The organism is Ruegeria sp. CH6 (assembly GCF_056537005.1).
Genome location: NZ_JBQFQS010000025.1, coordinates 1 through 22046, shown reverse-complemented (window position 1 = coordinate 22046; position 22046 = coordinate 1). Strand labels below are relative to the sequence as shown.

20 protein-coding genes are annotated in these 22046 nt (G+C 55.3%); 12 read left to right on the top strand and 8 right to left on the bottom strand.

Going from position 1 to position 22046, the window contains the following annotated elements; all coding sequences use genetic code 11:
* Nucleotides 1-182: 182 nt before the first annotated feature.
* Genes ACR0CW_RS22355 through ACR0CW_RS22340 form a run of 4 tightly spaced genes read right to left on the bottom strand, consistent with a single transcriptional unit; the run spans nucleotide 183 to nucleotide 4496 of the window.
* Nucleotides 183-1154: a 2-hydroxyacid dehydrogenase gene (locus ACR0CW_RS22355; protein WP_155138868.1), complete on the bottom strand. Its 972-nt coding sequence runs from the start codon at nucleotides 1152-1154 to the stop codon at nucleotides 183-185.
* Nucleotides 1154-2044 (bottom strand): succinate--CoA ligase subunit alpha, encoded by an 891-nt coding sequence (gene sucD, locus ACR0CW_RS22350; RefSeq protein ID WP_480789489.1) that lies wholly within the window; start codon nucleotides 2042-2044, stop codon nucleotides 1154-1156. Before sucD ends, ACR0CW_RS22355 begins: the two co-directional genes overlap by 1 nt.
* Complete coding sequence (locus tag ACR0CW_RS22345; RefSeq protein ID WP_155138827.1) at nucleotides 2044-3240, bottom strand: malate--CoA ligase subunit beta; 1197 nt, start codon at nucleotides 3238-3240, stop codon at nucleotides 2044-2046. Before ACR0CW_RS22345 ends, sucD begins: the two co-directional genes overlap by 1 nt.
* A gap of 14 nt (nucleotides 3241-3254) precedes the next feature.
* Nucleotides 3255-4496, bottom strand: a complete 1242-nt coding sequence (locus ACR0CW_RS22340) for a pyridoxal-phosphate-dependent aminotransferase family protein (protein ID WP_480789488.1) — start codon at nucleotides 4494-4496, stop codon at nucleotides 3255-3257.
* Between the two features lie 219 nt (nucleotides 4497-4715).
* Between ACR0CW_RS22340 and ACR0CW_RS22335 the strand changes: the two genes are divergently transcribed.
* The gene (locus ACR0CW_RS22335; RefSeq protein WP_155138831.1) at nucleotides 4716-5345 is read left to right on the top strand and encodes a response regulator transcription factor; all 630 of its coding nucleotides are present in this window, start codon (nucleotides 4716-4718) and stop codon (nucleotides 5343-5345) included.
* A gap of 48 nt (nucleotides 5346-5393) precedes the next feature.
* On the opposite strand, the gene ACR0CW_RS22330 is transcribed toward ACR0CW_RS22335, so the two are convergent.
* Nucleotides 5394-5915, bottom strand: a complete 522-nt coding sequence (locus ACR0CW_RS22330) for a ZrgA family zinc uptake protein (RefSeq protein WP_480745041.1) — start codon at nucleotides 5913-5915, stop codon at nucleotides 5394-5396.
* A 406-nt stretch (nucleotides 5916-6321) separates the two neighbouring features.
* Between ACR0CW_RS22330 and ACR0CW_RS22325 the strand changes: the two genes are divergently transcribed.
* The 9 genes from ACR0CW_RS22325 to speB all read left to right on the top strand — a co-directional run bounded on the left by ACR0CW_RS22325 (nucleotide 6322) and on the right by speB (nucleotide 17407).
* Nucleotides 6322-7593: an imelysin family protein gene (locus tag ACR0CW_RS22325; protein ID WP_480789487.1), complete on the top strand. Its 1272-nt coding sequence runs from the start codon at nucleotides 6322-6324 to the stop codon at nucleotides 7591-7593.
* Between the two features lie 155 nt (nucleotides 7594-7748).
* Nucleotides 7749-8042, top strand: a complete 294-nt coding sequence (locus tag ACR0CW_RS22320; protein ID WP_480789486.1) for a (2Fe-2S)-binding protein — start codon at nucleotides 7749-7751, stop codon at nucleotides 8040-8042.
* Nucleotides 8043-8421: 379 nt separating this feature from the next.
* Nucleotides 8422-9969: a di-heme oxidoreductase family protein gene (locus ACR0CW_RS22315; protein WP_480789490.1), complete on the top strand. Its 1548-nt coding sequence runs from the start codon at nucleotides 8422-8424 to the stop codon at nucleotides 9967-9969.
* A 4-nt stretch (nucleotides 9970-9973) separates the two neighbouring features.
* Entirely contained in the window at nucleotides 9974-10984 is a 1011-nt protein-coding gene (locus tag ACR0CW_RS22310) for an imelysin family protein (RefSeq protein ID WP_480789485.1), read from the top strand.
* 5 nt (nucleotides 10985-10989) lie between these two features.
* The gene (locus ACR0CW_RS22305) at nucleotides 10990-12078 is read left to right on the top strand and encodes a DUF1513 domain-containing protein (RefSeq protein WP_480789484.1); all 1089 of its coding nucleotides are present in this window, start codon (nucleotides 10990-10992) and stop codon (nucleotides 12076-12078) included.
* Between the two features lie 101 nt (nucleotides 12079-12179).
* Nucleotides 12180-14069, top strand: coding sequence for a biosynthetic arginine decarboxylase (speA, locus tag ACR0CW_RS22300; protein WP_480789483.1), 1890 nt, complete (start codon nucleotides 12180-12182; stop codon nucleotides 14067-14069).
* 25 nt (nucleotides 14070-14094) lie between these two features.
* The gene (locus ACR0CW_RS22295) at nucleotides 14095-15318 is read left to right on the top strand and encodes a saccharopine dehydrogenase family protein (RefSeq protein WP_480789482.1); all 1224 of its coding nucleotides are present in this window, start codon (nucleotides 14095-14097) and stop codon (nucleotides 15316-15318) included.
* 80 nt (nucleotides 15319-15398) lie between these two features.
* Nucleotides 15399-16568 carry a carboxynorspermidine decarboxylase gene (nspC, locus tag ACR0CW_RS22290; RefSeq protein WP_480789481.1) on the top strand — a complete coding sequence of 390 codons (1170 nt, stop codon included), beginning with the start codon at nucleotides 15399-15401 and terminating at the stop codon, nucleotides 16566-16568.
* Complete coding sequence (speB, locus tag ACR0CW_RS22285; protein ID WP_480789480.1) at nucleotides 16565-17407, top strand: agmatinase; 843 nt, start codon at nucleotides 16565-16567, stop codon at nucleotides 17405-17407. The genes nspC and speB overlap by 4 nt, the downstream gene beginning before the upstream one ends.
* On the opposite strand, the gene ACR0CW_RS22280 is transcribed toward speB, so the two are convergent.
* A complete protein-coding gene (locus tag ACR0CW_RS22280; protein WP_480789479.1) occupies nucleotides 17404-17994 on the bottom strand; it encodes an HD domain-containing protein in 591 nt (196 codons plus the stop codon). The two genes, speB and ACR0CW_RS22280, sit on opposite strands and share 4 nt — an antisense overlap.
* 81 nt (nucleotides 17995-18075) lie before the next feature.
* Between ACR0CW_RS22280 and ACR0CW_RS22275 the strand changes: the two genes are divergently transcribed.
* Nucleotides 18076-18936 (top strand): LysR family transcriptional regulator, encoded by an 861-nt coding sequence (locus ACR0CW_RS22275; RefSeq protein WP_480789478.1) that lies wholly within the window; start codon nucleotides 18076-18078, stop codon nucleotides 18934-18936.
* A 2-nt stretch (nucleotides 18937-18938) separates the two neighbouring features.
* Here ACR0CW_RS22275 and lptF read toward each other — a convergent pair whose 3' ends face one another.
* Complete coding sequence (gene lptF / locus ACR0CW_RS22270; RefSeq protein WP_480789477.1) at nucleotides 18939-20078, bottom strand: LPS export ABC transporter permease LptF; 1140 nt, start codon at nucleotides 20076-20078, stop codon at nucleotides 18939-18941.
* Between the two features lie 145 nt (nucleotides 20079-20223).
* Nucleotides 20224-20679, bottom strand: coding sequence for a hypothetical protein (locus ACR0CW_RS22265; RefSeq protein ID WP_480789476.1), 456 nt, complete (start codon nucleotides 20677-20679; stop codon nucleotides 20224-20226).
* Between ACR0CW_RS22265 and ACR0CW_RS22260 the strand changes: the two genes are divergently transcribed.
* On the top strand, nucleotides 20678-20893 hold the full coding sequence (locus ACR0CW_RS22260; RefSeq protein WP_480789475.1) for a hypothetical protein: 216 nt from the start codon (nucleotides 20678-20680) through the stop codon (nucleotides 20891-20893). The two genes, ACR0CW_RS22265 and ACR0CW_RS22260, sit on opposite strands and share 2 nt — an antisense overlap.
* The last annotated feature ends 1153 nt before the right edge of the window (nucleotides 20894-22046 follow it).

Sequence of the window (22046 nt, the reverse complement as noted above, 5' to 3'; positions counted from 1 at the left end):
CTCGATCTCGTCGCGCTGACGGCCCAGCTCGGACGTGATCGAGCCAAAAAGCTCAGGATCACGGTCAGACAAGGACTGGGTGAAAAATCCGTCAATACGTTGAGGGGCATTCATTTTGTTACCTCCAGAAAAAGAACCTCCCATCCGGCACCGACCTTTGGGAGGTTTAGTGGGGATTGGGATCAGATCACGCGATCTCGGGGCGGGCGACCGGCAAAGAAATCGCCGAGGTTATCCAGAACACGGAAACCCATCGCTTCGCGTGCTTCACGCGTTGCACTGCCGAGATGCGGTAACATCACCAGATTGTCGCATTGCAGCAGATCCGGGCTGATCCGGGGCTCTCCATCAAACACATCAAGTGCAGCTCCGCCAATGACATCGAACATCAGTGCCTGGATCAGCGCGAATTCATCAATAACTTCGCCACGCGCGGTGTTGATCAGGAAGGCACCGGGTTTCATGAGGTCGAGACGACGAGAGTTGATCAGATGACGATTTGCAGCTCCGCCCGGGCAGTGTAGCGAGACGAAGTCGCATTGCGGCAGCAACTCGTCCACAGAATCGACCTGAGTAGCATTGCATTGCTGAAGCACCTCGGGCGACACACGGCTGCGATTTTGCACCACGATATTCATACCGAACCCATGATGGGCACGGCGGGCCATTTCCTGACCGATACGACCAAAGCCGATGATACCAAGGGTTTTGCCGCTAACCTTGGTGCCAACCAGATGGGTCGGACGCCAACCCGACCAATTCCCGGCGCGCAGCTCCCGCTCGCCTTCACCGGCACGGCGGGCGACCATCAACAACAAGGTCATGGCAAGATCAGCTGTGCATTCAGACAACACATCGGGTGTGTTGGTCACGGTCATGCCCAACTCGCGGGCCGAAGGCTCGCAGATATGGCTGTAGCCAACTCCATAATTGGCAAGGATCTTGGTCTGCGCGGCAGGCACATCCAAAGCCTCGGCATTCAAGGTGTCGGTGACGGTGGGAAGCACGGCATCATAGTGATTCAGCGCATCGCGGATCTCAGCCGGAGACATGGGTTTGTCCCCGGTGTTGAGTACGGCATTGTAGTTTTCGGCCAACTGCGCCTCGACGGCAGCAGGCCAGCGACGGGTTACAAGGACCGAAGGCTTTACCATCACGCAGCCTTTCCCATAACGCGAGCGATTGTTTCGCCAATCACAGCCGGATTTTCCGCAACGGTTACACCTGCTGCTGAAAGGATCTCGACCTTTTCAGAAGCACTTTCACCAAAGGCCGAGATGATCGCACCCGCATGCCCCATCGTCCGGCCTTTGGGCGCAGTCAGACCTGCCACGTAAGCCACAACCGGTTTGGTGACATGGTCCCGGATATATTCGGCGGCCTCCGCCTCCTGCGGCCCACCAATCTCACCGATCATGGCAATGATTGCTGTGTCCTCGTCTTTTTCGAAACGCTCCAGGATATCGCGGAACGAGGAACCATTGATCGGATCACCACCGATACCAACGCTGGTTGAGACACCGATGCCACGCTCTTTGAGCTGTGCCGCAGCCTCGTATCCCAGCGTGCCCGAGCGCCCAATGATCCCGACATTCCCGGGCAGATAAATATGACCAGGCATAATGCCCAACAGCGCCTTGCCCGGGCTGATGGTTCCCGCGCAATTCGGTCCTGTCAGGACCATCCGCTTCTCCTTGGGGTAACGGTACATGTAGCGCTTGACCCGGATCATATCCTGCGCCGGGATGCCGTCGGTGATGCAGACACAGTAGCGAATACCTGCATCCGCCGCTTCCATGATCGAATCCGCAGCAAATGGCGGAGGTACGAAAACCAGGCTGGCATCTGCACCGGTGGCTTCGACGGCCTGTTTGACGGTGTCGAAAACCGGGACACCTTCAACGGTTTCTCCGCCTTTGCCCGGAACCACGCCGCCCACAACACTGGTGCCGTAATCCAGCATGTCCTTGGTATGGAAGCGCGCCATGCGTCCGGTGATACCCTGAACGATAACGCGGCTGTCGCGATCGAGAAGAATGCTCATTACACAGCCCTCATCTTGGTGCCTTGAGAAAGATCGTTCTGCCAGGCGCCAACAGCCCTTTCGGCAGCCTGCATCAGAGTGGTTGCCCGAATGATTGGAAGCCCGGATTTGGCCAGAATTTTCTGCCCTTCTTCGACATTTGTTCCGGCAAGTCGCACCACCACCGGGATATCGATCTGCAGTTCGCGCAGGGCCTGCACGACACCTTCTGCCACCCAATCGCAGCGATTAATTCCGGCAAAGATATTGACCAACACCGCCTGCACATTGCTGTCGGACAGAACCAGGCGAAATGCCTTGGCCACACGTTCAGGGGATGCACCTCCGCCGATATCAAGGAAATTGGCCGGTTCACCGCCTGCCAGCTTGATCGTATCCATCGTCGCCATGGCAAGACCGGCACCGTTGACGATACAGCCGATGTTTCCTTCGAGCCCAACATAGGACAGGCCTCGATCCGCAGCGCGGCTCTCACGTGGATCTTCCTGGCTTTTGTCGCGCAGTTCGGCGATTTGCGGATGGCGGAACAGAGCGTTGTCGTCAAAGCTCATCTTCGCATCCAGCGCCAGCACGCGATCATCACCAGTGATCACCAGAGGATTGATCTCGACCATGGTTGCATCCAGATCACTAAAAGCAGCGTAGCACCCTTGCAATGTGCGAACCATCTGCTGGATCAATCGTGGTTCCAGGCCAAGATTGAACGCAATTTCACGCGCCTGAAATTCCTGCAAACCAACCGCAGGCTCAACGATTGATCGTACGATGCTGTCGGGGCGTTCAGCAGAAATCTCTTCGATCTCCATTCCGCCTTCGGACGAGGCAACGATCATCACGCGCTGGCTGGACCGGTCCAGAACAAAACCAAGATAGATCTCGCGATCAATCGGGACCGCAGCCTCAACGTAAACGCGGTAAATGCCTTTGCCTTCAGGGCCGGTTTGATGCGTTACCAGCTTGCGACCGAACAGGTCATCACAGGCTTCGTAGATTTCGCTTTCCGTGTTGCACAGTTTGACACCGCCAGCTTTGCCGCGGCCACCTGCATGGACCTGAGCCTTGACGATCCACTTGTCACCTCCAAGTTCGCGCGCCCGGTAGGCCGCTTGTTCGGGGCTGTAAGCCAAGGCCCCTGATGGGACATCGACGCCGAAATTCGAGAGAATTTCCTTGGCCTGATATTCATGAATATCCATCTGCTTGCTCCGGTTTAGGCCGCGATTGAGGTGCCGTAACGGCTTTCCAACAGTGCTTCGATTGCTTCGTGATCGACCTGTCCGCCAAGCTCGCGCAGAGCTTCGGCAAACAGCCGGATTATGCGGCTGACGGACTGACGATTTAGCTGATTCAAGATACCGATCCGCACCTGTACCGGTTCGCTGAGCGTGGGCCAGATGCCGAAACCACGAGCACGGCAATTCTGAACCAGTTCCATTTCACGCCCGGCCAGTTCTGGTGGCAGGTTTAGAACTACGAGGCTGGGCATGTCGGACGTAACTTCACAGCCCATTTCAACAACGGCGTCACGCAGAACCTTTTCATGTGTCCGGTACGCAAGCGAACGTTTGACAAGGCCTTCCTGCAAGGTCAGACGCAACGCTTCGTGGAATGCGGCGACTGCATAGCCGGAATGGGTGCGGTGATAGGTGCCTTTCTCCACATCCTGACCGTTGACCACACCCCAATGGCGCGCCTCGAAGATCGGGTTATGGACATAGCTGTAGGCACCGCTTGCTTTCAGCGACTCGATGTACGCGTCGGTAAAGCTGACGGGCGCATAAGTCAGCGGCAGGCAGCACAAGCCCTTCTGCGGGCAGGATGCCCAGCCTGCGACTCCGGGATAGTCATCGATCGAAAAGCTATCCACGCCAAGCGACGAAACCGCGTCGACCAATCCCATTGCGTCGTGGCGCTCGCAAGCATCCGAAAATCCGCGCAGGTCGTTGATCCGGCCCGAACCGGTTTCCCAATGTGCCATAAAGGCCCACTTGGGTTTGTGTTGGGCAAGCGCCTTTTCGACGATGTCACCCGTCACCGGTTCCCCATGAGGCACCTCGACGACAATGACGCTCGCAGCTTTAGGATCAAGCGGATTGGCCGCGTGCTCCTGCGAGGTGGCAGCTTTGATCCTGAGCGTCAGCGCATCAATGCCTGAAAAGGTGCCGTTGGCAAAAGCAACCACCTTGTCGCCCGGCATGACGGCCGAGAACATCGTGTCCAGACCGCTCCACCCGGTTCCGGCAACACCAAACGTGTAGGTGTTCTTTGTGCCCCAGATTTCGCGCAACATCAGTTTGCATTCAAGCATCCCGCGCAGAACATCGCCCTGCATGTGATCAGCGACACCAGCATTGGCGAAAGCTTGCAGAACACGAGCGTCGGTATTCCCTGGTCCCGGGCCAGCGGCCAACGTCTCGGGAATCTCCAAAGGCGGGTAGATTTGAAATGTCATCGGCGATCCTCCTCAACTATGGGATCGAAACAGGTCCCATACATCGCGTTGGCGGACAGAAAACCGATGCTTGATGCAGTGCGCAACGTAGCTTACTACTGCTTTAGCAAACCTAAATGGATAGGTTAAAACCTACCCATTTGTGTAAGAATACCGAAGTATACCGCAAAACAACCCACCCAAATGGGTAGTATCTGGAAAAAATAGGCGTGAATTCAAATGTCTGCAAATCCTGACACTCCGATCGATATCGTGCTGGCGGACAACAACCCGTTGGTCCTGTCTGCGATGTCGGAGATTTTTGAACGCGACCCGCGATTCTCTTTGGTCGCGACATCAGCTACAGCCGAAGGGTTTCTGGGCGCTGTTATCCGGGTTCCTGTACAGGTCTGTGTTGTTGCCTGGAACCTGCCGGTGCTGGGCGCGGCGAAGTTGATCGAAGTGATCCGCGAGCAGGAAAATGCGCCACGGTTTGTCGTCTACGGCGACGAAGCCGGGGACATACCGCGCTTGGCCATGCAAGCTGGTGCGGCAGGGTTCGCCCCGCGGTCCGGTGAGGTCGAAGTTTTGCTAGAAACCTGCGCCGATGTCGCCGCTGGCAAAATGGTTTTTCCATTCATCGATGTTCGTAAGATGCAACAGGATCCGATTCAGAGCTTGTCGCGTAAAGAACGCGCAATCCTTGAAGCGCTTGCCAAAGGTCTGTCCAATCGTGATCTGTCAAAGGAACTGCAGATTTCAACCAATACAGTGAAATTTCATCTGTCCAATATTTACGAAAAACTCTCGGTCAAAAACCGAACCCAGGCGATTGCATATTTTTATTCGTCAAAATTCTCGGATGGGTAGAGTTAGTGGAATGAAAGCTGGCTGCGTCGAAATCCTGCTTCAACTAGATCAAAACATACCAGCCAGATTTGCCAGTGGCGTCTCACGCGCCACGCTGAATGAGCGCTCGCCTTGGGCCGATTGCACCTCAATTACCAGTTCCTCTGCGTTCTCGAACCTTTCAAAATAGTCGAAACGCACGTCATCAACTGCATCAGGGTCCTGGCATCGAATTAAATACTCAGCCTGAAATTCCGTGTGAGGCTCGGTCGTCTCTTCAGAGGTTGAAGAAACTGCATCGCCTTGCTCCTGGTTGTCCGCCGCGCCTTCTCCATCATGACTGTGTGCACCGTCAACCAGTGTCACGTTCGCCGATACGGCAAAACATCCAGCCTCCTCCGGTACGACAAACAGCTCCAGAGGGTTAGTCAAATCTGATATGGCCACCGCAACCAATGCGCGATCTTCGTCATCGGCAGCAGGATGCTCGAAACCAACGATATCAGTGCCTGGAACCGCAAGAGATAAGGTGAATTCCGCTCCGGCAACCGAAATGCTCAGAGAACCAGAACCGTGGGTGTGTTGTTCCATTGGCCGTGCTTCCTGGGCAATTAGGCCCCCGGGGTATAGGATTAAAGCCAGAACCGCACGTTTCATAACCGGATCAACACAAAACCAAGAATCACATGCATCATTTTAGCTGCTTTGCGAAGTCGCGCAATGATTGCGCGCTGACCTATCCCTCACCGAATATGGGTAGCCAGATTTAGGCCGCTCGTGGTGAGTTCAGGTTTTCAAATCTGGCAGCGGGCCTTCAAACTGCAAGCGGATTACACGTCATTGTCTGAAGAAAAAACCGGTGTGTATCAAGTGCGACATTATTCCCGACAATAAAACTCAGGTTGACTTAACCGACTAATTCACTCAGAAAACTCGCGCAGGCGCCCTTAGTCGAGCGCCCAAAGAATATCGTTTCTGACAGGAAAGATCATACGTCATGATTAAGCTATTTACTGCGACAAGTGCCCTGACACTGTGCATTGCAACCGCCGCATCCGCAGGCGATGCCCCCTCGAAAACCGATGTGCTGAACACCTACGCAAACATCGCCGAAGCCAAATATGATGACAGCCTGATTGCCGCCAAATCCCTTCAGGCCGCTGTGGCGGCGTTGATCGCCGAGCCGTCGGACGCCAACCTGAATGCCGCGCGCGCCGCATGGGTTGCCGCGCGCGTTCCTTATCAGCAAACCGAGGTTTATCGTTTCGGCAATGCCATCGTCGACGATTGGGAAGGTAAAGTGAACGCCTGGCCGTTGGATGAAGGCCTGATTGACTATGTCGATGCTGCCTATGGCGGTGCAACTGACGAAAACGAATTCGCCATCCTGAACGTTATCGCAAACCCCAGCTTCGAGCTGTCAGGCGAAACCGTTGATGCGGCCGAAATTACGCCCGAGCTGCTGGCAGATACCCTGCATGAGGCAGACGGTATCGAAGCAAACGTCGCGACCGGCTACCACGCGATCGAATTTCTGCTGTGGGGTCAAGACATGAACGGCCACGGTGCAGGCGCAGGTAACCGCCCCTGGACAGACTTCGCGCAGGGTGATGACTGCACCGGTGGCAATTGCGACCGTCGTGCCCAGTACCTGAGCGCAGCGACCGATCTGCTGGTCAGCGATCTCGAGTGGATGGCCACACAATGGCAGGAAGGTGGTGACGCACGCGCTGCTCTTACAGAAAACGAAGATGCAGGCGTCAGCGCAATCCTGACCGGTATGGGCTCGCTGTCTTATGGTGAGCAGGCAGGCGAACGCATGCGCCTGGGTCTGATGCTGAATGATCCGGAAGAAGAGCATGATTGCTTCTCGGACAACACCCACAACAGCCACTACTATGATGGCCTGGGCATTCAGAACGTCTATCTCGGCAACTATGTTCGCATCGACGGCACCCCGGTTCAGGGCGCATCCCTGTCGGATATGGTCGTTGCAGCTGACCCCGCGCTGGACATTGAAATGAAGGCGAAACTGTCGAACACCATGCAAGCTCTAGGTCGTTTGAAATCCACGGCCGAAGCTGGCTTTGCTTATGACCAGATGCTGGAAGCAGGCAATGCTGGTGGAGAAGCGCTGATCATGGGTGGCGTTAACGGTTTGGTTGATCAAACCAAGACCATCGAGCGTATCGTCGCCGTACTCGAGCTGGATCAGATCGAGTTCGAAGGCTCTGACAGCCTGGATAACCCGGACGCCGTGTTCCACTAATCCCCTCGCAGGCTGTTAACACCCAGCCGACCGGAAGCGCAGGCGAAAACCTGCGCTTCCAAGCCTCCGGATCACAAAGAAGTGCTCTTTCTTTCTGGACGGCCCTCAAATAACTTACTATTTGAGTAAGAAATCAGCCAACCGGTCGAGTCGCTATGATCGTATGCCACTGCACCAATATCTCGGACACCGAAATTCGCGCCGCAATTGACTGGATGCGAACGGCTGATCCGCAGGCCATCATCACGCCGGGCAAAATCTATCACGCCCTTGGAAAATCGGCAGATTGTGGGGGCTGTATGCCTCTGTTTCTGGACACGATGCGCTCTAGCGACAATCTGGAAGTTCCGATGCAGCTCCGCACGCTGAGGACGGATGGGACACAAGTGAATGTCGCTGAAAAGCGATCCAAAGTGCGTCGCAAATCCAAACAAATCGCAGCGGCATGAATTGATCCGGGGCAACCGGTATTGGTTGCGCGACCGCCTGCAGGAAGACTGGCCACTGGTCAAAGGCACTACGAACCAATCGTCAAAGAAATGGGAAAGCGGTCAGGTTGATCCAATAAATCAAATTCCTTCAAAGCTACCCCAACCCCCGGAAGCTTGACACGATAGGGATCGGGAATAAACCAGAGGAAACAATGAGATGCAATCTTGCGAACGAGATCAGGCAAGAGCATCCAAAAAGGAAACGCGCGAGTACTGCCGGGAAGCCGGCGACTATGTATCGATGCCACTGTTCGAAAAGCTGTGTCCACTAAAGGGGACCATATCGGCTTTCTCGAAACTCAGCTCGATCTGTATGAAAGGATTGGCTAAGCCAACTATGTGCAGTTCAACGCGTCTAAAATGGGCGAGAAAGACTAACCTCGCCGTCCTGCCGATTGCCTTATTGGGGGTCACCCAAGTGCTCGCTTCCGGGTTGCAGGACCCTCACCTGAACATAACTCCCCGAACCGAAGATGAACGCTTGCGGATCGAAGCGGTTACTGCAGCGCCACAGGATTTTTCGGCCCCGCAACGGTTTGAAGATCTGAGCGCCGGAGCAGCGACGGTCCGCGTGCGGACCGATTCAGATGCGTTCTCTTTGCCATCAGGCAATATTAGTTTCGAACAGGAACTGGACTTCAGAGTCGGAAACGGGCTGTTCAAGAAAATATGGGTCTCGTCCCCCTCATCGACACTGGCCTCCGATGGTCTGGGCCCGTTGTATAACGCACGCTCGTGCCAACGATGCCACATCAAGGATGGCCGAGGTCATACACCAGCCAATGCTGACGACAACGCGATCTCGATGTTCTTGCGCGTGTCCATTCCCGGTTCGCCTGAGGATGCGCCGGCAGAAATCGAAGACTATATCGCCACCCTGCCCGACCCGAACTATGGCGGCCAGATGCAGGATTTCGCGCTTGCCGGTCATCCTGCCGAATACCGATTGGACATAACCTACGAAGAAATCCCCGTTGAACTGTCCGAAGATGAGGTCGTTTCCCTTCGCAACCCCAACTATACGGCCGCTGATCTGGGCTACGGCCCTTTGCATCCCGAAGCGATGCTCAGCCCGCGGGTCGCGCCGCAGATGATCGGACTAGGTTTACTCGAGTCCATCCCTGTCGAAGATTTGCTGGCCAACGCCGATCCGGACGACGCGGATGGCGACGGCATTTCGGGGCGCCCAAACATCGTCTGGTCGGTTGAATTTGACCAACCCATGATGGGCCGTTTCGGTCACAAGGCAGGATTGCCCACGGTCATGGAGCAATCCTCTGCCGCCTTTTCCGGCGATATCGGGATTTCCACCCCTCTTTACCCCGCCCCTGCAGGCGATTGCACACCGGCCCAGGCCAACTGCATTGAGGCACCCCACGGGGACAACGATGTGCGCGGTTTCGAAATCGATCAGCAAGGTATGGACCTTGTCGCATTCTACAGCCGCAATTTAGGCGTTCCGGCGCGTCGGGACACCGATGATCCAGAGGTTTTGCACGGTAAAGAGGTGTTCCACACCAGCGGCTGTGATTCCTGCCATGTCCCGTCTTTTGTCACCCACAGGATGCAGGATCGCCCCGAACACAGTTTCCAACTGATCTGGCCATACACCGACCTGTTGCTGCACGACATGGGTGACGGCCTTGCCGATAACCGCCCCGAGGCCCGGGCTACTGGGCGTGAATGGCGCACGCCTCCACTTTGGGGTGTTGGTCTGACAGAGCGTGTCTCGGGCCACACTCAGTTTTTACATGATGGCCGTGCCCGTTCTTTACTTGAGGCGATCCTTTGGCATGGAGGCGAGGCTCAGGCAGCTCGCGATACCGTTGTGTCCATGCCTAAAGCCGACCGCGACGCCCTGATCCGCTTTCTGGAGAGCCTTTGATCCCATGCGCACCACTGTTTTTGCCACCGCGTTGCTGATACCACTTACCGCGTTTGCTCAGGATCGGGGCCCAATCTTGTTGGACGTGACAGAGACGCATGTCCTGCCTCGATTTGCTGAACTTTCTGAAGCGACCCAAGCACTGGTTAACACTGCGCAGTCTGATTGCGTGCCTTCATCAACTGCTTTACGTGAAGTCTATGGCACCGCGTTTGATGCCTGGATTTCGGCGAGCCACCTGCGTTTCGGTCCTTCGGAAACCGATGACCGTGCCTTTGCGTTGGCCTTTTGGCCGGACACAAAAGGGTTCACCCCCAAGGCTCTATCCAAGATGATCGCCAGCGAAGACGCCTCAGTGCAGGATCCCGATGCCTTTGCGGAACAATCAATCGCCGGGCGCGGATTCTTTGCACTGGAACGGCTCTTGTACGATCCAGCCTTCGAAGAACAGGGCAGCGCAGAATATCGCTGCAGTCTTATTCAGGCCATTGCCGCCGATATCGACCGGAATGCCGACGCGATTAATGTCGACTGGCAAAGCTATGCACCAAAGCTGACACAACCCGGCGAAGACAGCCCCTATCGCGATGGCGATGAGGCAATGCAGGAACTGTACAAGGCTCTGCTCACAGGCCTGCAATTTACTGCCGACACTCGGTTGGGTCGCCCCATGGGTACTTTCGACAAGCCCCGCCCAAACCGAGCCGAAGCACGTCGTTCCGAGCGCTCTCAGCGTCATGTCGAACTGTCTTTGATCGCTCTGCGCGACCTGGCTGCCCGACTGTCCTTCAATCATCCTGAAATCGCAACAGATTTGGATGCGGCATTTTCAAGAAGCATAGATCGCGTGCAGTCGCTGGAAGATCCAGCTTTTGCAGATGTCGCAACACCGCAAGGCCGGTTCAGGCTTGAGGCCTTGCAGCAATCGATCAACGATATTCGGCAAATTGCGGAAACCGAGCTTGGTCCAACTCTGGGCATCAATGCCGGTTTCAACTCGCTCGACGGGGATTGATCGCGATGACCAGCAGGCGTCACTTTCTTGCGGGTCTTGCAGCTGCCAGTCTGGTACCTGTTCCGGGCTGGTCCACAGTCGGCACCCCTGATTTTCTGTCAGCTGCGTTGTTTCCGGACGGATCGTACAGGTTAGTTGGCCTGAATGCGGACGGGTCGATCCTTTTCAGCCTGCCGCTGCCTGACCGTGGGCATGCCGCCGCAGCGCACCCGATACATGCGCAAGCCGTTGCCTTTGCGCGCCGCCCCGGCACTTTCGCGTTGGTCATTGAGTGTTCGACCGGAACAGAAATCGCCAGACTTTCTGCCCCGGAAGGGCACCACTTTTATGGCCACGGGGTGTACTCGCGGAACGGAGCACTGCTTTTTACTACCGAGAACGACTATGAAGCCGGTGAAGGGATGATCGGGGTCTGGGACGCGGCAAATGGCTATGTGCGACTGGGTTCTTTTTCCTCTGGTGGAATCGGCCCTCATGACATGGTGCTGATGCCGGATGGCGCTTCTCTCGCAATTGCCAATGGTGGCATTGAAACCCACCCCGATGCCGGGCGTTCTAAACTGAACCTGCCCACAATGCAGCCGAACTTGACCTATTGCGACCTGAACGGACAGGTGCTTGATCAGGTGCAATTGCCAGCTGCGTTGCACAAGAATTCGATCCGCCATTTGTCTCTTCGACAGGATGGGCTCGTGGCGTTCGCCATGCAGTGGCAGGGCAACAAAACGCAACATCCCCCACTTCTGGGGCTACATTTAAGAGGGAGCGAGCCCAAGCTTCTGTCTGCACCCGATGACGCACAAACCACTCTGCAGGGTTACGCAGGCAGCGTTGGGTTTTCCAGCGACGGCCAGACCGTCGCCATCACCTGTCCACGCGGTAATGCCCTGCACCGCTTTGACGCCACGAGTGGCGCATTTACCGGCGCGTTTGCACTGCAAGATGTCTGCGGTCTGAGTTCCGGGCCTACCGGCCTGATTTACACGACCGGAAACGGCGACGTGGGACGTCTGGCGACACATGGTGCGGAAACCCGGGCAACCGCTCCTTGTCAGTGGGACAATCATCTGGTTCCGGTAAACACCGCCGTATAACTCCCCCAAAACGGCAACACATAGATTACACTTGGAAGAATCAAGCGGCTGCCGTATTGGCGGGCGCGAAACTGACCGCCTGATTCCTGAGGATGACCTGATTGAAACATTCGACTGTTGCGCCGCATTCCGTTTATGGAGTTGAAAGGTGGGGTAAAGGCCTCATCGAGGTGACAGAGGATGGCGAGATCGGATTGCGAAATCCGCTGGCGCCTGAGGCAGAGGCTATCAGCCTGCCCGGAATATTAAACGATCTGGATCAGCGCGGCATCAAATCACCGATGATCCTGCGGATCAGCTCTTATCTGGAGCACGAAATCGCGCATATCAATGAAAGCTTTGCCGACGCAATAGCACGAACTGGTTACGGGGGCAGCTATCGTGGTGTCTTCCCGATCAAAGTGAACCAGCAGGCGCAAGTCGTCGATCGGATCGTCGAGTTTGGCAAGAAGTACAACTACGGTCTCGAAGCAGGATCCAAACCCGAACTGGTGATTGCCCTGGCGCATCGTCTGGCCAGCGAAGCGCTGATCGTCTGCAACGGCGTCAAGGATGCCGAATTTATCCAGCTGGCAATTCTCAGCCGCAAGATCGGGTTCAACACGGTCATCGTTCTGGAAAGCCCGAAAGAAGCTGACACCGTGATCGAAGTTTACAAAGAGCTGGGCATCGAGCCCCTGATCGGTGTGCGGGTGAAACTGACCAACCAGATCAGCGGCAAGTGGGAGGAAAGCTCGGGCGACCGCTCGGCCTTTGGTATGAACACCGATCAACTTGTGGCCACAGTCGACAAGCTGAAAGAGGCCGGGCTACTGCATTGCCTGAAGCTTCAGCATTCGCATCTGGGCTCTCAGGTGCAGGACGTAAACGATGTACGCCGTGCCGTGGGCGAAGCCTGTCGCTATTACACCGAACTGACGCGCGAGGGTGTCCCGCTGACCCATCTGGACCTCGGCGGTGGTATGGGTGTGGATTATACGGGTGAAAAGAAAGCGGCTGAGAACTCTATCAACTACACGGTCGAGGAGTACTGCGCCAATGTGGTGGAAACCGTGGCCTACGCGATGGATGAGGCTGAAGTTAGCCACCCAACGCTAGTCACTGAAAGCGGCCGCGCTGTAGTCGCCACGTCTTCAATGCTGGTGTTCAATGTGCTGGAAAGCACTTTGTACGATGCACCAAACGGTCCCGAGGTCGAAGCCGACGACCATCATATGGTCTCAGACTTAGCAGCCGTGCACGGATACCTCAGTAAAGATCGACTGCAGGAATGCTGGAACGACGCCACCTTTTATCGCAATGAACTTCGCGCCCTGTTCCGCCGCGGCTATGTCGACCTGCGCCAGATGGCCCGGGCCGAGCGAATCTACCTGTCGCTAATGGCCCGCCTCAAGGCACTGGCGGCAAGTGATGATCTGGAAACGGATGTCGACGATCAGCTTGAGAAAGTGGCCGACATCTATCACTGCAACTTTTCACTGTTTCAGTCTTTGCCAGACGTCTGGGCCATCGACCAGCTGCACCCGATCGTGCCGCTGCAGGGGCTGAACCAAAAGCCCGATCGACGCGCTGTCTTGTCTGATATCACCTGCGACAGCGACGGCAAAATCGACCGGTTCATTCTGGCCGACGGTGTTTCACCCAGTCTTCCGGTGCATTCACTGCCAGAAGAAGACGAATACTACATGGGTGTTTTCTTTGTCGGCGCCTATCAGGAAACGCTGGGCGATCTGCATAACCTGTTCGGAGATACCAACGTCGTGACCATCGATCTGCGCGCCGACGGCGGGTTTGACCTGCTGCACGAGCAGGAGGGCGACACCATCAGTCAGGTTCTGTCCTATGTCGAGTTCGACCCGCAGGACTGCGTCGCCGCCTTTCGCAAAATGGTGGACGAGGCGATCTCGACCGGTACTCTGAAAGCCAAGGACCGCAAAACCCTGATGAGCGCCTATCGCGACTCGATCAACGGCTACACCTATTACGAATAACCCCCTGTGAGAGGAGATCACCCCCATGGGTTCTTTGACTGGAAAAACACTGGTTGTCGGCGCAGGCGGCGTATCGCACGCCGCGGTGCACAAGATGGCGATGAATTCGGACATCTTTACCGAAATCACTCTGGCCAGCCGGACCAAGTCGAAATGCGATGCCATCGCCAAAGCGGTGAAAGAGCGTGTGGGTGTTGATATCATCACCGCCGAGCTGGACGCCTACAAGGTCGAGGACACGGTCAAGCTGATCAAGGAAACTGGCGCCGAAATCCTTGTGAACCTCGCCCTGCCCTATCAGGATCTGGTGCTGATGGACGCCTGTCTTGAGGCTGGGATCCACTACCTCGACACTGCAAACTACGAACCCGAGGATGAGGCGAAGTTTGAATACCACTGGCAGTGGGCCTATCAGGAACGCTTCAAAGAAGCTGGCCTGACCGCCATCCTCGGCTCGGGCTTCGATCCGGGCGTTACATCCGTCTTCGCGAAATGGTTGAAAAAGCACAAGCTGGACACCATCCGCCAAATCGACGTGTTGGACGCTAATGGCGGTTCGAACGATCAGGAGTTCGCGACCAACTTCAATCCCGAGATCAACCTGCGCGAAGTGCTGGCCGAAGTACGCCACTGGGAAGGTGGCGAGTGGAAACACTCCCCCGCCATGACCCACAAGGTCGAGTTCGACTTCCCAGCCATCGGCCCCAAAAACATGTACCTGATGTATCACGAGGAACTGGAGTCGCTCTCGACCCACTTCCCCGAGATCGAGCGTGCACGGTTCTGGATGACCTTTGGCGACGCCTACATCACCCACGCCAAAGTGCTGGAAAATGTCGGCATGACCCGCATCGACCCGGTAATGCATGACGGCAAGGAGATCATCCCGATCCAGTTTCTGAAAACCTTGCTGCCTGATCCCGGTGATCTGGGTGCGGAAACCAAGGGCAAGGCCTGTATCGGCGATATCGCCACGGGTCAGGCCAAGGATGGCTCGGGCGAGAAGACCTATTACATCTACAATATCTGCGACCACGAGGAATGTTACGCGGAGGTCGGGTCACAAGCGGTTAGCTACACCACTGGCGTCCCCGCCATGATCGGCGCGGCACAGTTGCTGAAGGGCAACTGGACCCAGCCCGGCGTGTGGAACATGGAACAGCTCGACCCGGATGACTTCATGGACATGCTGAACGAGCACGGCCTGCCGTGGCAGGTCCACGAACTCGACGGTCCGGTCGAGTTCTGATCCGCTAGTTTTATCTGGCTAAAACACTTCAGGGTTCGGGGGTGAAACCCCGGCCCCTCGTCAATACGGAGACGCCGGTTATGTCCGACATGATGACCACGCAGGCGGGCGATGCCGGAGCCTTTCGCACTTTAGACCTCAACCGCGTGCCCACACCCTGCTTCGTCGTCGATGAAAAGGCTGTCGAGCGGAATCTGACCATTCTCTCCGATATCGGAACCCGGTCCGGTGCGCATGTGCTCAGTGCCCTCAAGGCGTTCTCGATGTTTTCGCTTGCCCCGCTCATCCGCCAGCACCTCGGTGGCACCTGCGCCAGCGGCATCTACGAGGCGCGTCTGGGGCGCGAAGAATACGGCGGCGAGGTCGCAACCTTTTGCGCCGGGTACAAGGACGCTGACATGGATGATATCCTTTCGCTGTCCGACCACATCATCTTCAACTCGCCAGCGCAAAAGGACCGCTTCCTCGCCAAGGCGCAAGCCGCAGGCGTTCAGGTTGGTCTGCGCATCAACCCGGAACATTCCGAGGGGGAAATTCCCAAATACGACCCCTGCGCGCCGTGTTCGCGCCTGGGGACACCGGTCAGCCAGCTGACGGCAGAGGCCCTGACCGGCGTTGATGGGCTGCATATGCACACGCTCTGCGAACAGGGGTTCCAACCCTTGCAGCGGACATGGGAAGCGGTCGAACCCAAACTCAAACCCTTCCTTGGCCAGCTCAAATGGCTGAACTTCGGCGGCGGCCACCACATCACCCGCGACGATTACGACCGCGACGGGCTGGTGAAGTTCATCAAAGACATCCGCGAAAAATACGGCATCGACGTCTATCTCGAACCCGGAGAGGCGGTGGCGCTGGATGCGGGCATTCTGGTCGGAGAAATCCTCGACCTGCCCACCAACGGTATGAACCTCGCCATCACCGATATCTCTGCCACCTGCCACATGCCCGACGTGATCGAGGCTCCCTATCGTCCTGCTTTGATGGATGAAGCCGAGGCTGGCCACACCTACCGTCTGGGCGGTCCCTCCTGTCTGGCCGGTGATGTGATTGGCGACTACACGTGGGAGGATCCGTTGGAGATCGGCCAGCGCTTTGCCTTCCTTGATCAGGCGCATTACTCGATGGTCAAGACCAACACGTTCAACGGCGTTCCCCTGCCCACAATCGCGCTTTGGAACAGCGAAACGGACGAACTAAAGATCATCAAACAGTTCGGCTACGACGATTTTAAGGACCGACTCTCATGAGCATTTTCCTCGACAGTGAACTAACTGCATCCGAACGCACCGAAGACGCCCGATTCCGTGTGATCCCGGTGCCGCTGGAGCGCACAGTGTCCTACGGCTCGGGCACGGCCAAAGGCCCTGAAGCCATCATCGAGGCCAGCAACGAACTGGAACGCATCACCGGCCATGCCGAACCTTGTGTCGAGGGTATTTTCACCGAAGATCCCGTCGATTGCGACGCCACGCTACCCGAGATAATGGACCGCCTGTCCCAGCGCACCGAAGCCGCGGTTCGGGCAGGCAAAGTACCGGTCACTCTGGGTGGAGAGCACTCACTCAGCTACGGCGCCGTCATGGGAGTGGCGCGCGCATTGGGGCAACCATTCGGAATCGTTCAGATCGACGCTCATGCCGACTTGCGCAACGCATATCAGGGCGAGAAACACAGCCACGCCTCAGTCATGCACCTTCTGGCCGAGGAAGGTATCAAACTGGCCCAATTCGGTGTGCGCGCCTTTTCGACAGAAGAGGCAAAGAGCCGACTGAAAAACCATGTATTCCATGTAGACGCCGAAGAACTTGTGACCGGCAATATCCACGCTGTTGACCTGCCCGAGGATTTCCCCGAGCTGGTCTATGTCAGCTTTGACGTCGACGGGCTGGACCCCTCGCAAATGCCTGCCACCGGCACGCCAGTGCCGGGCGGGTTAGGCTATTACCAGGCGCTGCGGCTAGTCGAACACGCGCTCAAGGGCCGCAAATGTGTGGGCTTCGACGTGGTTGAGTTAGCCCCAGACGGCAATGCCGCCTGGGACTTTACTGCCGCACAGATCGTCTATCGGTTGATGGCGGCCTGTTAACCTTCGGACGTTTCGTTCAGTTCCATATGCCCCTCGCCATTGTTCAGGACACGGCGCAGCATCGGCTCAAAAAACTCCAGTGGTTTCGTTGGGTAATCCGGATCGAAAGCCTTCTGGTCGTATTCATGACAGAAATGGCGGCAGTCCTCCCAATGAGGGCTGTCGCGATACTTGTCACGGGCATTGCGGTCGCCACCGAGGTGGTGATTGTAGTAGTAGCCTTGGAACACGCAGTGGTGCTTGAGAATCCAGTAAGTCTTTTCGCTGACATAAGGTTTCATCATCGCAGCGGATAACTCGCCGTGGTTGTAGGGCGATAAAATGTCTCCTGTGTCGTGTATCAACGCCGCGACGACCAATTCCTCGTCGGCACCGTCCTCATAGGCCCGGGTCGCGGCCTGCAGGCTGTGCTGATAGCGGTTCACCGGATAGGGCGTCCACTCTTCATCCAGCGAACGAATGGCGTCGAGGATCCGATCCGGAAGGGCGGCGTTATACGCCTCTTCATACTCCATCACAGCATCCCAATCGGCCTTGGTGGCTTCTTCGAAACTGGTCCAGGTGGGTTTGTGGCTCTTGTCCAGCATGGCGCGTCCTTTGGCTAATGACCTGCCCTCAGTTTAGCGAAGCCAAATTGGATAAAAAAATGAATTGATTTTATCAGTTCGATGAAAAAATACTTTCACATGCAGATCAAAGCCCTTGAGACATTTCTATGCGTTGCCGAACAAGGTGGTTTTCACGCAGCGGCCAGAAAGCTGAACGTGACCCAAACCGCCGTGAGCGCCCGTATCCGCCTGATTGAAGAAGCGACTGGACGGAAGCTGTTTACCCGAGGGGCAGGTAGAACGTCACTTACGGAATTTGGTCAACAATTTCAGCCATATGCGGAGCAAATGCTGTCGCTTTGGTCCTTTGCATCACACGATCTGCCAGCGCAGAGCCAGAACCGAATAGCCTTGCGTTTAGGTGCGCAGCTAAGTGTTTGGGATCCTCTGCTTGTGGACCTCGCTGTGCAGTTTGAGAAGCAATTCGGCAAGTTGCTTCTAACTTTGAACTACGACCACAATCTGAACATGACCGAAGCTGTCGCAACCCATGTTCTGGATGCAGCGCTGACCCATGAAAAACCGTCTGACACACGCGTCATTTTTCATGAATTACCCGCCGAAAGATTGACGCTGGTTGAAGCCGCTAACAACTCAGCAGCACATGATGATCCGGTGTTTGTGAACCTCGAGCTGGGCGATGTTTATCAAGAGCACATTCGCACAAGTCTGAGACAAGCATCGGGCCAATCGATCTTTCTGGGAAATTGTATGATGGCGCTACGGTATCTGCTTCAAAGGGGAGGTCGGGGATACTTTCCAGATTACGTCATCGAGAGCCGTATCCGTGCCGGCGAACTCGTTATCGTACCAAACGAACCAGATTTAAAGCTTCCACTCTATCTGGTCGCACGACCAGCGAGCGAACAACACACCTATTTCGATGATATCCTGACCTGTCTTACGTATCTGCGAGGTTAGTCTCAAACTGGAGATGGAACAGCCACATCCTGACGGTTTCGCTGACGGATCAATGGCCGTCCGGCAACCAACAGGAATAGGCAAGAAATCAGAATTCCCATGATTCCAGGCACATAAAGCAATGACCAGAGTTTTGGATCATCAATCACGATGGGTGCAACGAATCCACGTACGCCTTCTAAAACAACCAGAATTGTAAAAGCACCGAAAATCTGAGGCCAAAGACCAAAGCGGGAAAAACTTCCCAACATCAGCGTTGAATACCCGACCAATGCTACAGTGATACAGATAGCAATCCAGGAAAATCGCTGATGTAACTCTTCGACTAACTGCCCGTGTGTAAATCCATAAGTAGCAGAAGCGGCTTCGATATCTTCGATAAATTCTACCGTTGGAATAGCCTCAAGACTGCGATGGGCCATGTCGCCGCTGCTGGTTAACTCAGAAATGTCGTACGACGCATCTTCGAACAGAGTTGAAGACAGGGTTTTGTCTTGCTCGTTCAGGCGCAAAGCAACGCCATCAACCATAACCAAGTGAATTCCAGCGTCATTGTTAACGAGATACGCTGTCGTGCTTGAGTAACTTACCGGATTGGCCTCATCGCGCCGGTCGGAAACAAAAACCTCGTGCAGCGTTCCATCCAAGTCGATTTGCCCGATATACACGGTAACGCCCGGAGCGGGATGCAGAAACTCACCCTCATTCAGTAGTTGCGCGGTCACGTCTCCGGCCACTTCGGCCTGCCGCCGTTCCAATTGATCAACCGAAGCGGGGCGCAAAAAGACACTGATGGCAGCCATCATCAGTCCAGCAATCAAACCGAATATGAAAACCGCGCGTGCAAGCCGCCAAGGACTGGAACCAGTCGCGAGCATTACGGTCATTTCACTTTCGCGGCTCAACCGGTTAGTGGCATACACTGCGGCTGCGAACACGGCCATCGGCATAACTGTTCGGATCAGTGTCGGTAGCGTCAGAGCGGTGAACTCCAAAAACACCATCGCCGACTGACCACCGCTGATCACGCGGTCAAACAAACTGACCGATCGTGTGATCCAGAAGACTCCGACCAGAACCAGCGTGAAGAAACCAAACAGCACCAGTAGTTGCCGCAGGAAGTATCCATCGAAACGCGACATGTAGCTCCATCCGCCCGCTAAGGTTTCGGCCGATATTATTCCATTCAAACCAGAGAGGAAACCGCGATTACGCGACCAGAACAAGGGAAACAACTTTCATGCCCTTATGCTGCCACTACAAAATACTGCGCTGGATCAGGAACCGTCAGCCCGGACTATCATCCGGAAGAAGGTGAATTGTCAGATAACACAACAGCTGAAACCCACCCTGAACCATGTGATTTTGTTCAAGATCGAACTTCATGACCACCTGGTCTGCCAGAAAGAATGCAAGCCACAGCCCCAATGAAACGACAAATGCATAATCAACGCGTTTAAGCCAAAGCTCCTTGCGGGAATAGGGTGTTACAATTGCAAAGGAGAACAACAGGGTCGATACCAGCGCCCAAAGGATAATTCCCACGAACAGCGCGGTATCGATCGCAGCAGTGGCCCCAAACGGCGCCAGCGTCTGTTTCAGGAACGGGTAGTTCTGGCCATCAAACCATGGCGTAGAGGTGAAACCCAACATTTCCAAACCGCCCACGAAGTCGGTCAGAAATGCAATTGCCCACCAGAGCCCCCAGAAAACTACAAGACTTTGTTTGAACAACACTCTCATGAATTGCGCACCCGTCCATTGGTTGCTTAAGCAAAGCAATAATCAACAGGATACGACGGATGCGAAAAAAGTGGAAATCTCGACCGGTGCTAACCGTCTGACGCAGCTATTAACTGCTGTGCACTTGTGCGAGCAGAACAAACAATCGACGTTTGGAGGAATGGCAGGGGCAGCAGGGTTCGAACCCGCGACCTACGGTTTTGGAGACCGTTGATAATACTTGATTTAATTATATATTTTATCCAACTGCACCAAATTCAACCCCATGAAAAACAATGACTTACGCAAGTATTGCCAACTGGAAACCTTGCAACATCCCCGGATACTGCATTCTTCTGAGCAGCTACCAAAGACGGCACTTTTGCCGACTCCTGTTTATAAAGTGCAGCCGCCTTTTTACATGAAACGTCTGAATAGGTGTCGCCGAACGAAACCGCCGGCAACACTTACCTCCCGATCGACGCGCAAGCTATTTTCAGAACACATTCAGGCAAGCATCAGGTGCGCCCGGATTTCTTTCGCTAATTATTCTAATGTAGACAGTGCAGTGAAGTTTACCTTTCACTCCCCATCGCAAGGTTCGCTGCATCTCTTCCTTAGTTGTCGGGATGATGAGTCCCGAATAAAACTGGCCAACTGGCTATCACTCACCTTTCTGAGGGTGTGAATTTCATCAGAGATGATTTTTGCACCCTCAGCCTTTTCGCTATATTTAGATCTCTCGTCTGCGTGCGAGAGGTTGGGCGGCGCTTGTGATGTGGCGTCGACGCAGTTCTCTTTGGTTCAGTTGCTGCGTGGCGGCGGTGCTGGTGCACCGTCGCCCCCGTCATTGCCTGAAAGGCTGCTGTGGGGACCTATCACGCATAGCCATAAACAAGCGACATTTGAGCCAGAAGTCACTGAATAACCAAAATCCTATCCCTATCCATAGCTGAGACACCCGACGACATCGGGATACATGTCTGCTGTGACGACAACGTGTGCCACAAGAGTTGGGACTACTGGCCGGGAGAGTTGCGTGAGATACCTGAACCGCCGGCAACACTTACCTCCCGATCGACGCGCAAGCTATTTTCAGAACACATTCAGGCAAGCATCAGGTGCGCCCTGATTTCTTTCGCTAATTGTTCTAGTGTAGACAGTGCAGTGGAGTTTATCTTGTACCCCCTTTTGCAAGGACCGCTGCATTTCTTCCTTAGTTGTCGGGATGATGAGCCCCGACTAAACCGGCCAACTGGCTATCACTCACTTTTCTGAGGGTGTGAATTTCATCGGGGATGATTTTTGCACCCTCAGTCTTTTTCGCTATATTTAGATCCCTCGTCTGCTTGCGAGGGTTCGGGCGACGTTCGTAATGTGGCGTCGAC